We start from the raw sequence: 19,831 nt of genomic DNA on the forward strand, positions 1-19,831 counted from the left end.
ATGACCGTAATCGACTTTCTGGCCGGCAATACGCCGGCCTTTGTTTTCTGCACCTTGGTACTTGGCTTACTGGTCGGCAGTTTCCTTAACGTCGTGATCCATCGCCTACCCAAAATGATGCATCGCGACTGGCGCACTCAGGCGCGGGAAGTACTGGAACTGCCGGCTGAAACCGAGGGCGAACCCTACAACCTCGTACTGCCTCACTCCAGCTGCCCCCACTGCAAGCACGAGATTCGCCCCTGGGAAAATATCCCGGTTATCAGCTACCTCTTTCTGCGCGGCAAATGCTCTGGCTGCAAAGCGAAGATCAGCCTGCGCTACCCGCTGGTCGAGCTAAGTTGCGGGCTGCTGTCGGCCTATATCGCCTGGCATTTCGGTTTCGGCTGGCAGGCTGCAGGCATGCTGGTGCTGGCCTGGGGGCTGCTGGCCATGAGCCTGATCGATGCCGACCACCAGCTATTACCGGACGCCCTGGTGCTGCCACTTTTGTGGCTGGGCTTGATCGCCAACCACTTCGGTCTGTTTACCAGCCTTGAGGATGCCTTGTGGGGCACGGTCGCTGGCTACCTCAGCCTGTGGTCGGTGTTCTGGCTGTTCAAGCTGGTCACTGGCAAGGAAGGTATGGGTTATGGCGATTTCAAGCTGCTGGCCATGCTTGGCGCCTGGGGTGGCTGGCAGATTCTGCCGCTGACCATTCTGCTCTCTTCCCTGGTCGGTGCCGTGCTGGGTGTGATCATGCTGCGCTTGCGCGATGCGAACACCAGCACCCCGATCCCCTTCGGCCCTTACCTGGCCATCGCTGGGTTTATCGCGCTGCTCTGGGGCAAGCAGATCACTGATACATACCTGCAGTTCGCTGGCTTTAACTGAGCCTCTTATCCCGCGGTGGTTGAAGGTTTCACGCGACTCTGTAGGAGCCGGGGGGCGCCTAGCCCTTGCCGGCGATTGGCATGGACGACGCCGATGTTGCGGTAAGGCTGCAATCGCTTCGCGCCGGGGGCGGCGCTCCTATATGAGAGCGGCAGTTCACTGCCATGACCCTGATTAGCCACACGCTGGGTGGCTCCTTTACAATCCGCCCCTGATTTTCCATAAGGGGCACGCGCACACCATGAAACCCTGGACGCTCGGCCTTACCGGCGGTATCGGCAGCGGCAAGAGTGCCGTTGCCGAGCACTTCGTCGAACTGGGTGTGGATCTGATCGATGCCGATCAGGCGGCTCGCTGGGTCGTGGAGCCTGGTCGCCCTGCGTTGGCGGCTATTGCCGAGCATTTTGGCGAGCAGGTTTTGCAGGCCGATGGCCAGTTGAATCGCTCGGCACTGCGTGAGCGGATCTTTGCAGACCCCGCACAAAGACGCTGGCTGGAAAACCTGCTGCACCCGCTGATCGCTCAGGAGGTTGCGCAGTTCCTGGCTCGCGCACAATCGCCCTATGCGATTCTGGTATCGCCCCTGCTGATCGAATCCGGGCAATACAAATTGACGCAACGCGTGCTGGTGGTCGATGTGCCCGAGCAGTTGCAAATCGAACGCACCATGCGCCGCGACCAGTTGTCGGTTGAACAGGTGCAGGCCATTCTGGCTGTCCAGGCAACACGCACGGAACGCTTGCGTCATGCCGATGATGTGTTGACCAACGACCGCGATCTGACCTGGATGAAAAGCGAAGTCGAGCGCCTGCATGCCTTTTACCTGACCTTGAACGGAGGCCAACCATGAGCACCCCCACCCTCGTCCCCTGCCCAACCTGCAACGCCCCGGTGGAATGGGGCCCGCAAAGCCCGAGCCGCCCCTTCTGCTCCGAGCGTTGCAAGCTGATCGATCTCGGCGCCTGGGCCTCGGAAGAACACGCGATCCCGGGAAACCCGCTGGAAGACGATCTGTTTTCCGATGATCTGCCACCTCGCCAGCACTGATCGAATCGAACGATGGGCCAGGTTGCGCGCTCGATCCATCCTGCGTATCCGCGATACCCGTAGGGCGTATTAGCCGAAGACGTAATCCGCCGCAAGAAGGCGGCATCACCGCGTCCCCAAACAGCAAAACGCCCCTCCCGAGGGCGAGGCACGGATGTATGCAGTAGCTGCATGGGCTCGCGGTGAACGGCGGATTACGCTTCGCTAATCTACCCTACCTATCTAGAATGCCCACACACAGGAACCGGAGCTCATCCGGTACGCGACCACCACAGATCGTCTGCGCTCAGGCAATGGGCCTGTGCTGATTGATGACTCCTGAGTCGCCTGGTGCTATGAGCCTCTGCTCGCCCGGACTCACCACAGATTTTTTAGCCTTGTGAGAAGCATCCATGACCCATCGAATCGTAATCGTCGGCGGCGGTGCCGGCGGCCTGGAACTCGCTACCCGCCTGGGAAGAACACTGGGCAAGCGCGGCAAGGCCCATATCACCCTCGCCGATGCCAACCTGACCCACATCTGGAAGCCACTGCTACATGAAGTGGCGGCCGGCTCACTGAACTCTACGGAGAACGAGCTGAACTACGTTGCTCAGGCGAAATGGAACCACTTTGAATTCCAGCTCGGCCGCATGAGTGGGCTGGATCGCGAACGCAAGACCATCCAGCTCGCCGCGACGCTGGATGAGGACAACCGCGAACTGGTGCCAGCACGCGAACTCGCCTACGACACTCTGGTCATCGCCGTCGGCAGTACCACCAATGACTTCGGCACCGAAGGCGCGGCCAACCATTGTATCTTCCTCGATACCCGCGAACAGGCCGAGCGCTTCCACCGCAAGATGCTCAGCCATTACCTGCGCGCCCATGCAGGTAACGGCGACAACGACCAGATCAGTGTCGCCATCGTCGGCGCGGGCGCCACAGGCGTGGAGCTGGCCGCCGAACTGCACCACGCGGCCCATCAGCTGGCGGCCTACGGGCTGGATCGCATTCGCCCCGAGAACATGCGCATCACCCTGATCGAAGCAGGGCCGCGTGTACTGCCGGCATTGCCGGAACGCATCAGCGCACCGGTGCATAAAACCCTGCAGAAGCTGGGCGTGAACGTGATGACCAACGCTGCGGTGAAGGAAGTCACTGCCGACGGCTTGCTGACCGCCAGCGGCGAACAAATTCCGGCGAGCCTCAAGGTGTGGGCGGCCGGTATCCGCGCACCAGCGTTTCTCAAGGATCTGGATGGCCTGGAAAACAATCGCATCAATCAGTTGGTGGTCACACCGACCCTGCAAACGACCCGCGACGAGAACATTTTCGCCTTCGGTGACTGCGCCGCCTGCCCACTCGGCGATGGCAGCGAGCGCAACGTACCGCCACGCGCGCAGGCCGCTCACCAGCAAGCCTCGCTGCTGGTCAAATCGCTCGCGCTACGCCTGCAGAACCAGCCGCTGCCCACATACACCTACAAGGACTACGGTTCGCTGATCTCGCTATCGAGCTTTAGCGCCGTTGGCAATCTGATGGGCAATCTGATGGGCAGCGTGAAACTGGAAGGCTGGCTTGCCCGCATGTTCTACATATCGCTGTATCGCATGCACCAGATGGCGCTCTATGGGAGCTTCCGCACCTTGCTGCTGATGCTCAGCGACCGCATCGGCCGCAGCACCGATCCACGGCTCAAGCTGCATTGATCCTGAGGGGGCGCCGGGCAGTATGCTCGGCGTCATGAAGGCGGGAGCGGCCTCTCGTAGATCGCAGGATAGGTCGGGCCACGCGGTGAAACCCATCGGCAATTGATGGGTTTCACCCATCCTACGGCTGCATTAATCCTGAGAGCGGCCAGTCGTAGGGTGGACGACGCTTCACCTGCGCGGCCCGATCCGTCCACCGCTCCGCAATCGCAATGGTGGATGAAAAGAGCGTCATCCACCCTACGGCCGCTTACGCCTTTGAAGCGTCAGCCTGCCTATCCCCAGAAAGCAAAAAACCCGCTCTAGGCGGGTTTCTTACTCAAGCAGGGCTTGAAATGGTGGGTCGTGTAGGATTCGAACCTACGACCAATTGGTTAAAAGCCAACTGCTCTACCAACTGAGCTAACGACCCAAAAATGGTCGGGGTGAGGGGATTCGAACTCCTGACATCCTGCTCCCAAAGCAGGCGCGCTACCGGACTGCGCTACACCCCGAAGAAAGATTGGCTCCGCGACCTGGACTCGAACCAGGGACCCAATGATTAACAGTCATTTGCTCTACCGACTGAGCTATCGCGGAACTATGCTTCTTTCAGTCTCTGTTACTAGCTTCCGGCTCTCGCCGTTTGCCGCTGCAGAGGCGCGCCATTTTACGGTTCCGCGAGCGGCTGTCAACCCCCTAAATTGCTTTTATGACAATGCTTTGCGAACCAATGGCCATTTGCTATACCTTCATCCCATGCCTGCGCTGTTTTAGGCACTACAGTGAGGTTCACCCCAGGATCACAGATGACCACTCAGGGCACGCCGCCGACTTCCCAAAACGGTTCGCGCACACTGGCAAGCCGAGGCATTCAGCCGCGCTTCAGTGAATTGGGGCAGAGCTGCCGCAAGCTGGTACTCAATCATCTGGCGGACAACCTGGAGCGCACGTTCGCCCAGGTCGACGACACCCTTTTCCAATGCGCAGAGAAAGCGGAGAACAATCAGGTTCAGACGCTGTTCTTCGACAACATGCGCAGCATCCGCAAATTGCGCCCGCAGATCGAGCGCCACTATCACCTGAGCATCTCCCAGGGCATTGCCGACTTCCTCGACGGCAAGCTCGTTGCCCCCCTGGTATCGCCTACGGATATGAATGCCGAGGATCTGGCACTGGTGCAGAACGAGGACTACGAAGAAATCCTTCAGGTGACCAATATGGCCAGCCGCGTTCAGGCCCGCTGTGCCCAGGCTCTGTTCGCACTTGAGCAGCGTCTTGCCTTGCTCAATAACGGCCAGCCGCTGCCGGAAGGCAGTAACCCGATCGCCCCGAAAGCCATTGCCCAGGCATTTCTCACGGCACTTGGCCCCAGTGGATTACCGCTACGCATCAAGCTGGTGCTGTACAGCCTCTTCGATCGACAACTCATGCACGAGCTGGACAAACTCTATGACGCGCTCAATCAGCGGCTGATAGATGCCGGTGTGCTGCCCAATCTCAAATACACCGCCGCACGCACACCGGAACCGCTACGCTCGCCCTCGCAAACCGAGACGATGCCGCAATCTGCCAGCAGCCCGCCGAGCGAAATGCAGGACGAGTCCCCGCTGCTCGATCTCGATGCAGCTCCGCCGGCCGATCTGGATCAACTGGTCGACGGCCTCAGCACCCTCCTCGTCGAATACCGCAAGCAACAGACCGCAATCAGACTGTTCAGCGGCACGCCAAGCATGGCCAGTTTCGCGCCCGAAGGCGCCAGACGCACCTATGATGCTGCCGACCTGCTGGCAGCCCTGAACCGCATGCAGCAAGCATCCGCCATCGAGCTGGCCCAGCGCCTGGAACAACCGCAGCAGGTCGCCGGGCTGAAGGCCGATCTGCAGCGACAGCTGGCCAGCCACAGCAAAGAGCCCCAACAGCATCGCCTGGGCAACCGAGAAATCGATGTCATCGACCTCGTGGGCATGCTGTTCGACTTCATCCTCGATGACGACAACCTGCCGCAGCCCTACAAGATAGCCCTCTCCCATCTGCACACGCCCTATCTGAAAGTGGCACTGCAGGACAAAGCCCTGTTCACCCGCCGGCACCATCCGGCGCGCAAACTGATCAACGCCATGGCCAAGGCCGGTGTTCTCTATGGCGCGCAGGATGAAGCCCATGGCCTGCTGGCCAAGGTGCGCTGGGTCGTGAAACAGGTGATTCAGAACTTCACGGGCGACCTGCGCCTGTTCGACGAGCTGCTCAACGAATTCGACGAGTTCACCGGCCCACTCAAGCAGCGGGTGGATCTCCAGGAACGTCGGGCCGTGGAAACTGCCAAAGGCCGCGACAAACTGCTCAGCGCCCGGCATATGTCAGCCCAGGTGATCGCTCAAAGCCTGGCCGAGCGCTCGCCACCACCACTCATTCGCCACTTCCTCGAGCGCACCTGGATCGATGTACTGGTGTTCATCCAATTGCGCCATGGTTCATCCAGCAACGAATGGCAGCGCGCCAGCGAAGCAGCCGAGCAACTGGCCTGGAGCGGAACACGGCTCGACGCCGCGCAACGTGATCGGCTGCAGCACCAGCGCACCGAGATGCTCGAAGAGCTGCGCAAAGGCCTGATGCTGCTGGGCGGCTATCACGAGGACGACATCCGCCGCCTGCTCCAGGATCTGGTCGCCTGCCAGCACGCCGTGCAGGCGGGGCAACCCGCGCTCGCCTCCGGCCTGACATTACCGCCTAGCCCCAGCCAGCTGGGCGCCATGCTGGGAGATGATGCCGCACTGCTCGATCCGCTCCTGGCCAGCACCCCGCTTTCGCAGAATGGCCAGCGCCTGATGCATGAACTGGAGAAGGTCGAGTTCGGCACCTGGTTCGAATTCATCAACGGTGATAAACGCCAGACGCTGAAGTTGTCCTGGTACAGCCCGACGACCCACAACTACATGTTCGTCGACCCGAATGGTCAGCGTGCCGCGGTCAGATCGATCAGCCAACTGGCCCAGGAAATGGAGCTGGGCACAGCCCGGCTCAGCAAACCGGATCGCGCCGCGCCCCTGGTCGATCGCGCGCTGACCGCCGTTTATCGTGTTCTACAGCAGCTCACCGGTCGCACTCAATGAGATCCACCTATGGATGATCGTCGTCAGCACAGCCGTTACCAGGCCACCTCGCTGCTCGAAGTGTTCGAGCAGCACAGCGGGCGCTATCTCGGACGCGTCGCTGATATCTCCAGTGATGGTCTTATGCTCTGCAGCCCGACGCCTCAGCCTGAGGATACGTTGGTTGAATGCCGACTGGTTTGCTCGACGCCGCTCAATGGTGTCGGTGAGCTACGTTTTATCGGCGATTGCCTGTGGAGCCGCGAGGGTGAACCGGATCAGCAATGCTGGGCGGGCTATCGCATCATCGATATCGATCAGCACAATACGCAAGCGCTGCACGCACTGTTACGGCACTTCCAGGCATCTTCCTAACCTCATGAGACCAGCCCAGAAGCCTGATTTTAGAGCCTGATCGAGCCTATCGATAGATGGCGTCGATCATCGTATTGGCAACAGCGATTAGACGCCGATAGCCCAAGCGCCTAGGCTTCTCTGTGTCAATCCGTCGCAGGGGAGCTTGCCGTGCCCCGGTCAGCCGAGATATCAACCGTTCCTGATTTCAACGAGTCCGCTGCCCCGCAGCCGGAGGGCTACGTCTATGCGGAGCTTGGCAACCCGCAAGCCACTGACTCCGCCGTCCTGGCCCAGGAAAGCGCGCTGGCCATCAGCTACAACGGCATCAGCCATGCCGTGATGATGGTTTCGCCCACGGCCGTGGAAGACTTCGTCGCCGGCTTCAGCCTCAGCAGCGCGGTGGTCGACTCCATCGACGATATTTATGACATCCGTGTGCGTCACCTTGGCCCGGCAATCAATGCCGAGGTCGAGATCAGCAGCCGCGCCTTCTGGGCGATGAAACAACAGCGTCGGCAACTGGCCGGTACCAGCGGTTGTGGCCTGTGCGGTGTGGAAGCCCTTGACCAGGCACTTCCGCAATTGGCGACGCTGGCCAAGGCTGAACTGCCTGTGGCCGCGCACCTGATCGGCCTACGCGAGCGAATCGCCGCCGTGCAGGATCTGGCCCGTCGCAGTGGTGCCTTGCATGCTGCGTTGTATGTCGATGGCAACGGCGAGATACGCGCCTGCCGTGAAGACATCGGCCGGCACAACGCCCTGGACAAGCTGATCGGCGCCCTGTTGCGCGAAAACCATGATGTTCGCCAAGGCTTCGCGGTGGTGACCAGCCGCTGCAGCCTGGAACTGATTCACAAGGCGGTCAGAGCCGGTATCGGCAATCTGGTCAGCCTTTCGGCCCCGACCGCCCTTACCGTGCAATGGGCGCGCCGGCACAACCTCAACCTGATCCATTTGCCCCACCACAGCGCGCCCCGGGTCTACAGCCCCGCGCCGTCTGCAAGAGAAGAATAACCATGAGCCTGCAACCCGTTAACCCGCGTTACAAACCCTACAAAGGCGCTGCCGCTGGTTGGGGCGCGCTGATCAGCGTCACCCAGTTCTGGCTGGACAGCAAACAGCCGTTCAAGAACCTGCGCGCGCTGCTCAAGACCAACCAGAACGGTGGCTTCGACTGCCCCGGCTGTGCCTGGGGCGATTCCCCGGAAGACGGCCGCATCAAGTTCTGCGAGAACGGCGCCAAGGCGGTCAACTGGGAAGCGACCAAGCGTCGTGTCGACGCAAAATTCTTCGCCAAGTACACCGTCAGCCAACTGCGTGAGCAAAGCGACTACTGGCTCGAGTATCAGGGCCGCCTGACCGAGCCGATGCGTTACGACGCAGCCACCGACCGCTATGTGCCCACGTCCTGGGACGACGCTTTCAGCCTGATCGCCAAGCACCTGAAAAACCTCGACACCCCCAACCAGGCCGAGTTCTATACCTCGGGGCGGGCCAGCAACGAGGCAGCCTTCCTTTATCAGCTGTTCGTCCGCGCGTTCGGCACCAACAACTTTCCCGACTGCTCGAACATGTGCCACGAGGCCAGCGGCGTCGCGCTGATCCAGAGCGTCGGCATCGGCAAGGGCAGCGTGACTTTCGCTGACTTCGAGCACGCCGATGCCATTTTCGTGCTCGGCCAGAACCCGGGCACCAACCACCCGCGCATGCTCGAACCACTGCGTGAAGCAGTGAAGCGTGGCGCCCAGGTGGTGGCCTTCAACCCATTGAAGGAGCGTGGCCTGGAGCGTTTCCAGCACCCGCAACATGCTCTGGAAATGCTCACCAACGGCTCAGAACCGCTCAATACCGCCTTCTTCCGCCCTGCGCTGGGCGGCGATATGGCGGCACTGCGTGGCATCGCCAAGTTCCTGCTGCAATGGGAGCGCGAGGCGGTCGCCAAGGGCGACAAGCCGGTGTTCGACCATGCCTTCATCGCCGAACATACCGATGGCGTCGACGCCTACCTGGCAGTGCTCGATGAAACCTCATGGGACTCGCTGGTCGAGCAGTCCGGCCTATCCCTCGCGGACATCGAGCAGGCTGCGCTGATGTATCGCCGCGCCGAGAAAGTGATCATGTGCTGGGCGATGGGCATCACCCAACACCTGCACTCGGTGGCGACCATCCAGGAAATCGTCAACCTGCAACTGCTGCGCGGCAACCTCGGCCGCCCCGGCGCGGGTCTGTGCCCGGTACGTGGCCACAGCAATGTGCAGGGTGACCGCACCATGGGCATCAACGATCGCCCGCCAGTGGTGCTGCTCGACAATATAGAGAAGCGCTTCCAGTTCAAGGTGCCGCGCGATAACGGTCACAACACCGTTGAAGCGATCAACGCGATGGTCGACGGTCAGGCCAAGGTATTCATCGCCCTCGGAGGCAACTTCGCCCAGGCGACGCCGGACAGCCCGCGCACCCATCTGGCGCTGCAGAAATGCGAGTTGACCGTGCAAATCAGCACCAAACTCAACCGCAGTCACCTGACCACAGGTACCGATGCGCTGATCCTGCCGTGCCTGGGTCGTACCGATATCGACCACCAGGCCACCGGCCCGCAGGCGGTGACCGTGGAAGACTCGTTCAGCATGATCCACGCCTCCAATGGCCAACTGGAGCCGCTGTCTAGGGAAATGCGCTCGGAGCCTGCGATCGTCGCCGGCATCGCCAAGGCCACCCTGGGCAACCACCCGGTGGACTGGGATGCCATGATCGCCGACTACGACCGCATCCGTGAGCTGATCGCCGACACCATCCCCGGCTTCCAGGATTTCAACACCCGCGTGCAGCATCCGGGCGGTTTCTATCTGGGCAACTCGGCCGGTGCCCGCCAGTGGAAAACCACCACCGGCAAGGCCAACTTCAAACCCAACGCCCTGCTCGCCGATCTGATGCCCGCACAGGTGCGCAACAGCGGCCAGACGCCGGATCTGATCCTGCAGACCATGCGCTCCCACGATCAGTACAACACCACCATCTATGGCCTCGACGACCGCTACCGCGGCGTCCGCGGCCAACGTGACGTACTCTTCGTCAACGAGGCCGACATCACTCGCCTGGGCTACAAGCCTGGGCAAAAAGTCGACATCACCTCTCTGTGGGACGACGGTATCGAGCGCAAGGTCGTAGGCTTCACGCTGCTGGCGTTCGACATTCCTGCGGGCCAGGCGGCGGCCTACTACCCGGAAGCCAACCCGCTGGTGCCGCTGGAAAGCGTGGGGCTGGGCAGCCATACGCCGACGTCCAAGTTCGTGGCCATCCGTCTGCACGCCGCCCAGGAGACGGCGCGCATTCTGTCGGTGGCATAAAGGCGCACACGCACCTGTGATGGATTGGGGAGCGAAGCGTAATCCGTCGGTTACCGCGCACCCGCTGTATCCGCTGATATGCGATATGCCTGAACACCTCGTCTCGTACGGGGTGTTCTGCTGTTTGGGAACGCGATGATGCCGCTTTCTTGCGGCGGATTACGCCTTCGGCTAATACGCCCTACGGATTTACGGATCGGCAACCCGTAGCCTGGGTCGAGGAGCGCAGCGACGATACCCAGGAAATCGCGCATCTCGACCGCCCATCAGCGACGCGTAATTCACCGATGTTGCGCCCATGGTAGGTTTACGGTGCCACGTAGAGTGGATCGTTCATGCGTTCGAGGGGCGGCACCTAGCCCCCCTACGGATTGCAGTTCGTCGGAATCTGCCAGGCATGTCCGCAAAAACGCCTACTGATGTCCCTTTGCCGTCACCCGCGTCAGTTAACGTGCCGAGCCAAGTGCTCAATCGAAGCGCGTAGCTTTGCCTGCCCAAGCCACGATGTGGCCCTTCGGGCTTCTGCCAGACGAGCAACACCCTGTGAATGACCTGCCGAGCCGCGCAACAGAGCCGCTCTGCATATGGCGTCATTCGCCTGCAACGGGAGGGAGTTCCATGCGTTTTCCATCTGCTGCTCTGCTAGGGGTGGCTCTGCTGAGTATCCATGCCCAGGCGGCGATCCTGGAGCGGGAACTGGGCGACTACGCCCTCAACCTCGGTACCACGCCAAGCCGTAGCATGGCTCAAGGGCTGGTCAAGCCGCAGAGTGGCAGCGCCTTTCACGGCGGGCTGGATCTGAGCCACCCAAGTGGCTGGTACCTCGGCCAATGGGCACCCAACCTGGGCATCAGCCCAGGCAGTCGCATGGAACTGAACAGCTATGTCGGTTACCGCCAGCATTTCGCCGATACGCTCGGCTACGAACTCGGCACCATGCGCTACAGTCATCCCGGCTTCAGCCACCTCGACAGCCAGGATCTGTACGCCGGCCTGACCTACGACACGCGCCGCTTCGGTCTTTCCCTGAGCAACGACCCGACGCGGATCAACAGCACACTGCTGGCGGACTTCGGTCGTATCAACGCCTTGGGCATGGCGGTGACGGTGCGCTATGGCAATCACCTGCTCGACAATCCGGCGACGGTTAGCGATGGCCAGCAGATCAGCTCGTTCAACGACTGGTCGCTGAGCCTGTCACGACCCTGGAAAGGCATCGACTTCGACTTTTCCTATTCAGACTCCAACCTGAGTGGCGATGCATGCTCGGCGTATTCGGGCCATAACACCGAGTGCGAAGGCTGGTTCTCCATCAAGGCCTCCCGCTCGCTGTTCTAGATACATGTCCAGACGCGTACCGCCTGGGCGAGCCCAGCATCACACACATTCAGATACATTCATTCATGTATCTTTAATCGCACCTTCGGGAATTTCCTTGCAGATCAGGCTCTAAGCTTGTGTCGCCGGCAACTGCACGGCTGACCGCCTGAATCCGTGGCGATGCCATGGTTACGCCCGCAAGGGTATTTTTCGAGGGTTGCGCAATGCGTACATTCCTTACCGCATTGGCTTTCAGTGCACTGGTTTCTCCCCTGGCCAACGCCGATACCACCAAGACCGCGATCGGCAGTGGTGTCGGCGGCGCGCTCGGTAATATCGTCGGCCAGCATCTGGGCGGCAGCACAGGCGCCGCGATTGGTGCGGGTCTTGGTGGTGCAGCCGGCGGCGCCATCAGCTCACGCAACAAGACCGAAGCCGCGCTGGGCGGTGGCCTGGGCGCTTCCGCGGGCTCCGTGCTTGGCAACCAGTTCGGCGGCGGCACGGCTTCGACCATCGGCGCCGGCCTGGGTGGCGCTGCGGGCGGGGCACTGGCCAATGAAATGGCCGACAGCAACCGCAATGAATCCCGCTACCGCGATAACGGCCATCGCCATGGCAAGAAGCACCATAAGCGCCATTACAAGCATCGTCATCGTTGATCGATACACAACCGGGGCGCTTTTTAGCGCCCTCGGTCTTTCAGGTCACCTGCAACTGCTCCATCGCCAAACGCAGCATCTCCGGGATAGCAACCGGCCGGGTGCTGGCCCTGTCCACGAACACGTGTACGAAGCGCCCGGCGGCGCAGGCCTGCTCTTCTCCTTCCTTGAATACCGCCAGCTCGTACTGCACCGAGCTATTGCCCAGGTTGCCGACTCGCATACCGATCTCGATACGCTCGGGAAAGGCGATCGACGCAAAGTAGTCGCAGCTCGAACTCACCACGAAACCAACGGCCTCACCCTGATGGATGTCCAGGCCGCCCACCTCGATCAGGTAGGTATTCACCGCGCTGTCGAAATAGCTGTAGTAGGTGACGTTGTTGACGTGCCCATACAGGTCGTTGTCATGCCAGCGCGTGGTGATCGGCTGAAAGTGGCGGTAGTGCTCGCGCAGATGCTGCGGCTGCTGCATGGGGGCGACACCTTGCAAAGAGAGAAGCCGGCATGGTGCCGGCCTCCATCAACGCTGACAACCCGTGGATAACCGGGCTCTGGCGAGCCGATCAGTAGGCGACCTGGTAAATGGCCAACGCATGGGCCTGGGTCATTTCACGAGGGTTATTGGTCAGCAGACGTTCATGCAGCATGGCGTCCGTGGCCAGGCGAGGCAGTAGCGCCTGATCGACGCCCACATCACGCAGACGCGCGGGAAGGCCGCTGCGCTCGCTGAGGTCGGCCAACTCGATGATGAACTGTTCGGTGTGATCCGTGGCATCGCCCCCGCGAAGGCGCTCGCCCAGCAGCAGCGGTGCCAGCTCTTCATAGAGCGGCGCGGCGACGGATGCGTTGAAGCCCAGCACATGCGGCAACAGCACCGCCGTACTCACTCCGTGCGGTACCTGACAATGCCCGCCGAGGGGATAAGCCAGGGCATGCACGGCCGCCAATGGCGCATTGGCATACGCCTGCCCGGCGAGGCAGGAGCCCAGCAGCATCGCCTGCCGTGCCTCGCGATTGCTGCCGTTGTGTACCGCTTCGTCGAGATTGGCGCCGAGCAGTCGCAGGGCTTCCCGGGCGAGCATGTCGGACAGCGGATTCTTGCGCCGAGCCCCGGTATACGCCTCGACTGCATGTCCCATGGCCAGGATGCCGCAGGCCGCGGTAACGGGTGCCGGCAACTGCAGGGTCAGCTCCGCGTCCAGCAATGCCAGATCCGGCAACAGGCGAGCCGAGACCACCGCGATACGCGTGGAATGCGCCGTGGTAACCACGGCAATGGGCGTCACCTCGGAGCCGCTGCCAGCGGTAGTCGGCACCTGGATCAACGGCAGGCGTTGCCCTACAGCCTTGTCGACACCATACAGATCGTCGAGCGACTGCCGACAATCGGGATGAGCCAACAGCGCGACCAGCTTGGCCACGTCCAGCGAACTGCCGCCACCGAAGCCTACGACCAGATTCGCCTGCACGTTTTTTGCGAACTGCGCGGCGCTGGTTATCACGTTCTCCGGCGCGCCGGCGGTCACACCGTCGAACACATGCAAGGCCACATCGCTGCCCGCAAAGGCGGCCCGCACCTCTTCGAAGAAATCGAGCCGCGCGACCCCGGCATCGGTCACCAGCACGACTGAGCGCGCCCCCCATGCCGTGCACAAGGGCACAAGCCGTTGTACGGCTCCGGGTTCGCAGATGAGATGGGCGGCTGTAGCGAAGCTGAATGGCTGCATGACGCTTTCCTCTTCTTGTGATGGCACGCAGGTGGTTGCGCGTGGAGCCATGCCCTGTGTATCAGGCTGCCGGATCACGACAACCAGACAACGGCCTCCTGCTATTCATAGTAGGTCGGGAAACACCATCTGCCCGGAAAAACCGAAGCCCGGCGCCGTTCCTCGACTCCACGCAAGTGCCCGAAGCGCTCGCTGAGCAGCTAAGTGAATAGCGTCCGGAACCATTCAGAAACAGCGTGTGGGGGAATCTCGACCCGTTCGCTATCGACGGAAACCTGGCGTAACAACACGCGCAGCTGGAAACCACACCATCAGCAAGTCATCCCGTGCCTGGCGGTGAAGTCGGATCGAATCGGTCGTAGTCATAAAACGCATCGAGCCCTCTGTATCGTCATTATCGACGACGGCACAGAGGGCTCGGTTTGTGTGTTTTCAGGTAGATCTGCGCGCCTATTCACCAGAACAGACGCGCAAGGAGATCACTCTCTGCCGAGAGCCTCCTGACGATCCAGGAATTCTTCCTGCAACAGGGCATCGGAGTTTTCAGGCTCGCTGGTGTCCAGCTTCTGTTCGAGATGCCCGGTGCCGACCGCCTTGATTTCCAGCTTGCCAACCAGATGTTCCAGCGCATGGCGCATCTTCTCGGCAGCGCCTTCCACAGCCTGCTCCAGCGATTCAGCTTTGTGAGTGACCGAAAGCGGCTGATGGCCCTTGGGCCTGGCTTCGATCTGGCAGCGCTTGTCGTCAGCTCCGCCCTTGCCACCATTCTCATCGCTGATATGTACTTCCACCCGCGATAGAAACTCCTCGTAACGCTCCAGTCGATCCGCCACCGATGCACCGCCCCATTCCTGGAGCCGCGCACTACCTTCGATATGGTTGCTGTTCACTTGAACTTGCATGGTATTCCTCGCTTTGACGGGTCTATCACCTTGGAGACGATGGGCCGGAACTAGGTTCCTGCTGTTTGCCCCTCGAGCATAAGCGCCTGTTCATGATCTTTGTGTACTTGGGAACCCGTATCCCTATGGATCGACAGCAATAAGACGGAAGCGGCCTGTCGTAGCGTGAACGACGCTTGCCTACGCGGCCCGATCCGTCCACCACTCTGCAATCGCAATGGTGGATGAAAAGAGCGTCATCCACCCTACATCTGACAATCGTGGCAGGTCGTAGGATGGGTCGGGCCGCGCAGGTGCAACCCATCGGCAATTGATGGGTTTCACCCATCCTACAGGCTGTATTGGATGTGCCAGCCAAATGTCGGATTACGCTTCGCTAGGCTGCGCCCCGATCCAACCTACAGGTCGTGGCCCGAACGTAGCCTGGATTAGCCGCAGGCGTAATCCGGGGCCGAAGGCCTGATCCTTTCGTTCAACGCGGATCATCGACCGGCCGCTTCAGAAACGGTCGCGGATCACCACCTCATCGAACGGCAGCTTGCCGATACGCGGTTTGGCATCGATGGCTTTCTTGCCAACGGCGACCATCAGGCCGATCACGTGGTTTTCCGGCAGGTTGATCAGCTTGCCCACTGCGTCGAAATCAAAACCGTCCATGGGGCAGGAGTCCAGCCCTTTGCCGCGCGCCGCCAGCATCAGGGTCTGCGCCATCAGGCCACAACTGCGCATGGTTTCATCACGCTGCACCTGGGGCTTGTCGCGGTAGTAGGTGTCGATGGCGCCTGCCATGTATTGCTGCACCTCCACCGGCGCGCCGTCCCACACTCGGCCGACGTTCTTCTCCCAGCTATCGACCTGAGCGCAGATCACCACGAGCATCGAGGCATCGGTCATCTGCGCCTGCCCCCAACCGGCTTCGCGGATTTGCTGACGCAGCGCCGGATCACTGACTTCGACCAACCGTACATGCTGCAGGTTGAACGCTGACGGGGCGAGCAGCGCCAGCTGCAGCAGCTCGTTCTTCTCTTCGCTGCTGAGGGTGAACCCTGCGTCGTAACCCTTGATGGCGCGGCGGCTACGGATGGCTTCATCGATATGCATGGGATAACTCCGGAAACGGTGATGGAAAAAATGCTCTGCAATGCTAGGCAACACAGCGAGGCAAAACCATCGGGCTTTTGCGATCCGATTCATCGCCTGTAACGATTTATTCGAACCCCCGCCCAGCTTCGCCAGTCGATTACCCATAACCTGCAGCCCGTGCCTACCTTCGCGCCCTGAATCTCATCCACAACAACAGGTGTTTACAAGGTAGCCTCAAGGCTCTATTACGACTGTTCCATACGAACGTTCGAGCGTTAAGCTGTCGACCATGACCAACCCGCCCTACATCTCCCCACCCACTGCCGAAGCCGCTGCGCTGAAGGTGGGTGGAGACTGGACGCTCGCCCACTACGGCGCACTGCTCGCTCAGGTAGACGCGATCAGCCGCGAGCGGACGGATGACCTGCCTGCAGATATCAGCGAACTGAACGCGCTGGATACCGCCGGCGCCAGCCTGCTGGTGGAGTTGCTTGGCACCGAACGCCTGAACCAGTTACTGCCAAGCGCGAACCTCAGCGAAGAGCGCCGCGCCTTGCTGCAGACCGTCGCCACGGCCATGCAGGAAGCGCAGCAAGCACCGGAACATCCCAGCCACTCGACCTACCGCGAGTTTTTCGGTCATATCGGTGAGGTGGTAGAAGGCGTTTGGCACAAGGCTGTCGGGTTGCTGGGTTTCGTCGGTCTTACGCTCAGCACCATGCTGCTGATTCTGCTCAACCCGCGCCGCTGGAGGCTGACGTCGTTCGCTTCGCACCTGGAACAGGTCGGCCTCAATGCGGTGCCCATCATCGCCTTGCTGACCTTTCTGGTCGGCGCCGTGGTGGCCTTCCTCGGCGCGACCATCCTTGCCGACTTCGGGGCGACCATCTATACCGTCGACCTCGTAGCGTATTCGTTCCTGCGTGAGTTCGGCGTGCTGCTCACCGCCATTCTCATGGCCGGCCGTACTGCCAGCGCCTTCACCGCACAGATCGGCTCGATGAAGGCCAACGAGGAAATCGACGCGATCCGCACCCTGGGCCTAAACCCCATGGAGCTGCTGGTGCTGCCGCGCGTGTTCGCCATGCTGATCGCCCTGCCGCTGCTGACCTTCATCGCCATGGTCTGCGGCATGGTCGGCGGTGCCATGGTATGCATGCTGACGCTGGATATCTCGTCGGCGATGTTCATTAACCTGCTGCAGGAAAATATCCCGATCAATCACTTTCTGGTGGGCATGCTCAAGGCACCGATCTTCGCCTTCCTGATCGCCGTGATCGGCTGCCTCGAAGGCTTCAAGGTCACCGGCAGCGCACAATCAGTGGGTGAGCGCACCACTTCCAGCGTGGTGCAGTCGATCTTCGTGGTGATCGTGGTGGACGCCGTGGCCGCGCTGTTCCTGATGGAGATGGGCTGGTGAGTGACGAAGCGATCATCCAGGTACGCGACCTGACCAATCAGTTCGGCCCGCAGGTCGTACACCAACACCTGGATCTGGATCTGTACCGCGGCGAAGTACTCGGTGTGGTGGGCGGTTCGGGCACCGGTAAATCCGTGCTGCTGCGCACCATCGTCGGCCTGCGCCAACCCAACGCGGGCACGGTGCGGGTGTTCGGCGAAGACCTGCTGGCGCTTTCGGCGCAACGCCGCTCCGAACTGGAACGGCGCTTCGGCGTGCTCTATCAGCGTGGCGCGCTGTTCTCCTCGCTCACCGTGCTGGAAAACATCGCCCTGCCACTGATCGAACATGCCGGGCTCAACCGCGCCAGCGCCGAGCGCCTGGCCGAATCCAAGGTGGCACTGGTCGGCCTACCCAATCATGCTGGCGACAAGTACCCGACCGAGCTGTCCGGCGGCATGATCAAGCGTGCGGCCCTGGCCCGCGCCCTGGCGCTGGAGCCGGACATCCTGTTTCTCGATGAGCCGACGGCAGGCCTCGATCCGATTGGCGCCGCGGCTTTCGATCAGTTGATCCGCACCCTGCGCGACGCCCTGGATCTCAGCGTTTTCCTGGTCACCCACGACCTGGATACGCTCTATACCCTGTGCGACCGAGTGGCGGTGCTATCGCAGAAGCGCGTGTTGGTGGCCGACAAACTCGAAGTGGTCGCCGCGACCGACGATCCCTGGATTCACGACTATTTTCACGGCCCGCGCGGACGCGCTGCCGAACAGGCTTCAGCGAGGATTAGTTGAATGGAACCACGCGCCCACCACGTATTGATAGGCATGTTCACGGTAGCGATCGTCAGCGCCATCCTGCTGTTCGCCCTGTGGCTGGGCAAGTCCAGCGCGGACAAGCAGTTCAATTATTACGAAGTGATCTTCACCGAAGCGGTCAGCGGCTTGTCTCAGGGCAGCGCCGTGCAGTACAGCGGCATCCGCGTTGGCGACGTCACCAGCCTGACCCTCGACCCGCAGGATCCGCGCAAGGTGCATGCGAACATCCGCATCACCAGCGCCACGCCGATCAAGGAAGACACCCGCGCCCGCCTGACCATCACCAACATCACCGGTGGCGCGGTGATCCAGCTGCACGGCGGCTCACCCGAAAGCCCGTTCCTGAAGGCCAGCAATGGTGGCATACCCGTGATCATCGCCGACCGCTCGCCGCTGTCACGGCTGATGGCCAACGGCGAAGATCTGATGATCAGCGTCACTCGCCTGCTCGACCGCGCCAACGCCATGTTCTCCCGCGAGAACACCCAGAATATCGCCAAGACCCTGCGCAACCTGGAGCAGATCACCGCCAGCGTCTCCGAACAACGCGACGAGCTGCGCGAAGCACTGGCCCAGATGAGCGTCGCCGGGCGTGAAGCGGCGGCCCTGATGAACAACGCCAACCAGCTATTCTCCGGCCCCGCCCGGAACACCCTGGACAGCGCCGAGCGCCTGGTGTCCTCGCTGGAACGCACCAGCAACAACATCGAACAACTGCTGCAGGACAATCGCGCCGCCCTCGATGGCGGCATGCAAGGCATAGGCGAACTGGGGCCGGCCATCAATGAACTGCGTGACACGCTCGGCTCCCTGCGCTCGTTCTCCCGGCGACTGGAAGAAGATCCCGCCGGCTACCTGCTGCGCAGCGACAGCATCAAGGAGTTCCAACCATGAAAGCATTCGCCACCCTCGGCGCCCTGCTGCTGACGAGCGTGCTCAGTGCCTGCTCGATTCTGCCCGCTGGTGAAACGTTGAACGTTTATCTGCTGCCCAGCAACTTGCCGGTACGCGCGACCGAGGCGCCTCGTGAGGACTGGTCGCTACGGGTCAACCGGCCACAGAGCAGCCAACTGCTCGACAGCCCACGCATTGCCGTACTACCGGAAGGTGATCTGATCAGCGCGTATCAAGGCGCACGCTGGAGCGACCGGGCTCCCGCGCTGTTTCGTGATCGACTGATCGGCGCCTTTCTCGATGACGGCCGCGTCGGCGCCGTCAGCAGCGATGACAGTCGCCTGCAGGCCGACCTGGAGCTGAGCAGCGACCTGCGCGCCTTCCAGAGCGAATACCGCAACGGCCGACCGGAAGTGCATATCCTGCTCGATGCTCGCCTGGTACAGGCCGGTAATCAGCGCATTCTCGCCAGCCGCCGTTTCGAGGTACGCCAGATCGCCGGAGACACCGCCGTGGAATCGGTCGTGAAGACATTCGGCGCAGCCAATGACCAACTCTCGCGCCAGTTGATCGATTGGGTGGTGGAACAAGGCCAGCGTAACGCGCCGAATACCAACAAGCCTTGAACAGCGAAAAT

18 protein-coding genes and 3 tRNA genes are annotated in these 19,831 nt (G+C 61.4%); 14 read left to right on the forward strand and 7 right to left on the reverse strand.

What is annotated here, in order from left to right; all coding sequences use genetic code 11:
* From DNK10_RS03145 to DNK10_RS03160, 4 genes are all read left to right on the forward strand, one after another.
* A complete protein-coding gene (locus DNK10_RS03145) occupies window positions 1–873 on the forward strand; it encodes a prepilin peptidase (RefSeq protein ID WP_131190542.1) in 873 nt (290 codons plus the stop codon).
* A 241-nt stretch (window positions 874–1,114) separates the two neighbouring features.
* The gene (coaE, locus tag DNK10_RS03150; RefSeq protein WP_131190543.1) at window positions 1,115–1,723 is read left to right on the forward strand and encodes a dephospho-CoA kinase; all 609 of its coding nucleotides are present in this window, start codon (window positions 1,115–1,117) and stop codon (window positions 1,721–1,723) included.
* Window positions 1,720–1,920 carry a DNA gyrase inhibitor YacG gene (gene yacG / locus DNK10_RS03155; RefSeq protein WP_131179526.1) on the forward strand — a complete coding sequence of 67 codons (201 nt, stop codon included), beginning with the start codon at window positions 1,720–1,722 and terminating at the stop codon, window positions 1,918–1,920. Before coaE ends, yacG begins: the two co-directional genes overlap by 4 nt.
* 392 nt (window positions 1,921–2,312) lie before the next feature.
* Window positions 2,313–3,611: an NAD(P)/FAD-dependent oxidoreductase gene (locus DNK10_RS03160; RefSeq protein WP_131190544.1), complete on the forward strand. Its 1,299-nt coding sequence runs from the start codon at window positions 2,313–2,315 to the stop codon at window positions 3,609–3,611.
* Window positions 3,612–3,947: 336 nt separating this feature from the next.
* On the opposite strand, the gene DNK10_RS03165 is transcribed toward DNK10_RS03160, so the two are convergent.
* The 3 genes from DNK10_RS03165 to DNK10_RS03175 all read right to left on the reverse strand — a co-directional run bounded on the left by DNK10_RS03165 (window position 3,948) and on the right by DNK10_RS03175 (window position 4,190).
* Window positions 3,948–4,023 (reverse strand) — tRNA-Lys (locus DNK10_RS03165).
* 5 nt (window positions 4,024–4,028) lie between these two features.
* Window positions 4,029–4,105 (reverse strand) — tRNA-Pro (locus DNK10_RS03170).
* A 9-nt stretch (window positions 4,106–4,114) separates the two neighbouring features.
* Window positions 4,115–4,190: transfer RNA gene (locus DNK10_RS03175), tRNA-Asn, on the reverse strand.
* A gap of 209 nt (window positions 4,191–4,399) precedes the next feature.
* On the opposite strand from DNK10_RS03175, the gene DNK10_RS03180 reads away from it, so the two are divergent.
* The 6 genes from DNK10_RS03180 to DNK10_RS03205 all read left to right on the forward strand — a co-directional run bounded on the left by DNK10_RS03180 (window position 4,400) and on the right by DNK10_RS03205 (window position 12,365).
* Window positions 4,400–6,703, forward strand: coding sequence for a DUF1631 domain-containing protein (locus DNK10_RS03180; protein WP_131190545.1), 2,304 nt, complete (start codon window positions 4,400–4,402; stop codon window positions 6,701–6,703).
* Window positions 6,704–6,712: 9 nt separating this feature from the next.
* The gene (locus tag DNK10_RS03185; protein ID WP_131190546.1) at window positions 6,713–7,057 is read left to right on the forward strand and encodes a PilZ domain-containing protein; all 345 of its coding nucleotides are present in this window, start codon (window positions 6,713–6,715) and stop codon (window positions 7,055–7,057) included.
* Between the two features lie 150 nt (window positions 7,058–7,207).
* The gene (fdhD, locus tag DNK10_RS03190) at window positions 7,208–8,053 is read left to right on the forward strand and encodes a formate dehydrogenase accessory sulfurtransferase FdhD (protein WP_131190547.1); all 846 of its coding nucleotides are present in this window, start codon (window positions 7,208–7,210) and stop codon (window positions 8,051–8,053) included.
* A 2-nt stretch (window positions 8,054–8,055) separates the two neighbouring features.
* Window positions 8,056–10,386, forward strand: coding sequence for an FdhF/YdeP family oxidoreductase (locus DNK10_RS03195; RefSeq protein WP_131190548.1), 2,331 nt, complete (start codon window positions 8,056–8,058; stop codon window positions 10,384–10,386).
* A 618-nt stretch (window positions 10,387–11,004) separates the two neighbouring features.
* Window positions 11,005–11,724: a TorF family putative porin gene (locus DNK10_RS03200; protein WP_131190549.1), complete on the forward strand. Its 720-nt coding sequence runs from the start codon at window positions 11,005–11,007 to the stop codon at window positions 11,722–11,724.
* 206 nt (window positions 11,725–11,930) lie between these two features.
* A complete protein-coding gene (locus DNK10_RS03205) occupies window positions 11,931–12,365 on the forward strand; it encodes a glycine zipper domain-containing protein (RefSeq protein WP_131179533.1) in 435 nt (144 codons plus the stop codon).
* A 40-nt stretch (window positions 12,366–12,405) separates the two neighbouring features.
* Here the strand turns inward: DNK10_RS03205 and DNK10_RS03210 are convergent, their stop codons facing one another.
* The 4 genes from DNK10_RS03210 to DNK10_RS03225 form a co-directional block, all read right to left on the reverse strand.
* On the reverse strand, window positions 12,406–12,840 hold the full coding sequence (locus DNK10_RS03210) for an acyl-CoA thioesterase (protein WP_131190550.1): 435 nt from the start codon (window positions 12,838–12,840) through the stop codon (window positions 12,406–12,408).
* A 91-nt stretch (window positions 12,841–12,931) separates the two neighbouring features.
* Window positions 12,932–14,095: an iron-containing alcohol dehydrogenase gene (locus DNK10_RS03215; protein WP_131179535.1), complete on the reverse strand. Its 1,164-nt coding sequence runs from the start codon at window positions 14,093–14,095 to the stop codon at window positions 12,932–12,934.
* Between the two features lie 479 nt (window positions 14,096–14,574).
* On the reverse strand, window positions 14,575–14,997 hold the full coding sequence (locus DNK10_RS03220; protein WP_131190551.1) for an HPF/RaiA family ribosome-associated protein: 423 nt from the start codon (window positions 14,995–14,997) through the stop codon (window positions 14,575–14,577).
* A gap of 498 nt (window positions 14,998–15,495) precedes the next feature.
* Window positions 15,496–16,098: a nitroreductase family protein gene (locus DNK10_RS03225; protein WP_131190552.1), complete on the reverse strand. Its 603-nt coding sequence runs from the start codon at window positions 16,096–16,098 to the stop codon at window positions 15,496–15,498.
* A 271-nt stretch (window positions 16,099–16,369) separates the two neighbouring features.
* Between DNK10_RS03225 and DNK10_RS03230 the strand changes: the two genes are divergently transcribed.
* From DNK10_RS03230 to DNK10_RS03245, 4 genes are read left to right on the forward strand one after another with little or no spacing between them, the layout of a single operon-like run.
* A complete protein-coding gene (locus DNK10_RS03230; RefSeq protein WP_131190553.1) occupies window positions 16,370–17,500 on the forward strand; it encodes an MlaE family ABC transporter permease in 1,131 nt (376 codons plus the stop codon).
* Entirely contained in the window at window positions 17,497–18,276 is a 780-nt protein-coding gene (locus DNK10_RS03235) for an ABC transporter ATP-binding protein (protein WP_131179539.1), read from the forward strand. The genes DNK10_RS03230 and DNK10_RS03235 overlap by 4 nt, the downstream gene beginning before the upstream one ends.
* On the forward strand, window positions 18,277–19,194 hold the full coding sequence (locus DNK10_RS03240; protein ID WP_131179540.1) for an MlaD family protein: 918 nt from the start codon (window positions 18,277–18,279) through the stop codon (window positions 19,192–19,194).
* The gene (locus tag DNK10_RS03245) at window positions 19,191–19,820 is read left to right on the forward strand and encodes an ABC-type transport auxiliary lipoprotein family protein (protein WP_131190554.1); all 630 of its coding nucleotides are present in this window, start codon (window positions 19,191–19,193) and stop codon (window positions 19,818–19,820) included. Before DNK10_RS03240 ends, DNK10_RS03245 begins: the two co-directional genes overlap by 4 nt.
* The last annotated feature ends 11 nt before the right edge of the window (window positions 19,821–19,831 follow it).

Origin of the sequence: Phytopseudomonas daroniae (assembly GCF_004327275.1) — a bacterium.
Lineage (GTDB): Bacteria > Pseudomonadota > Gammaproteobacteria > Pseudomonadales > Pseudomonadaceae > Aquipseudomonas > Aquipseudomonas daroniae.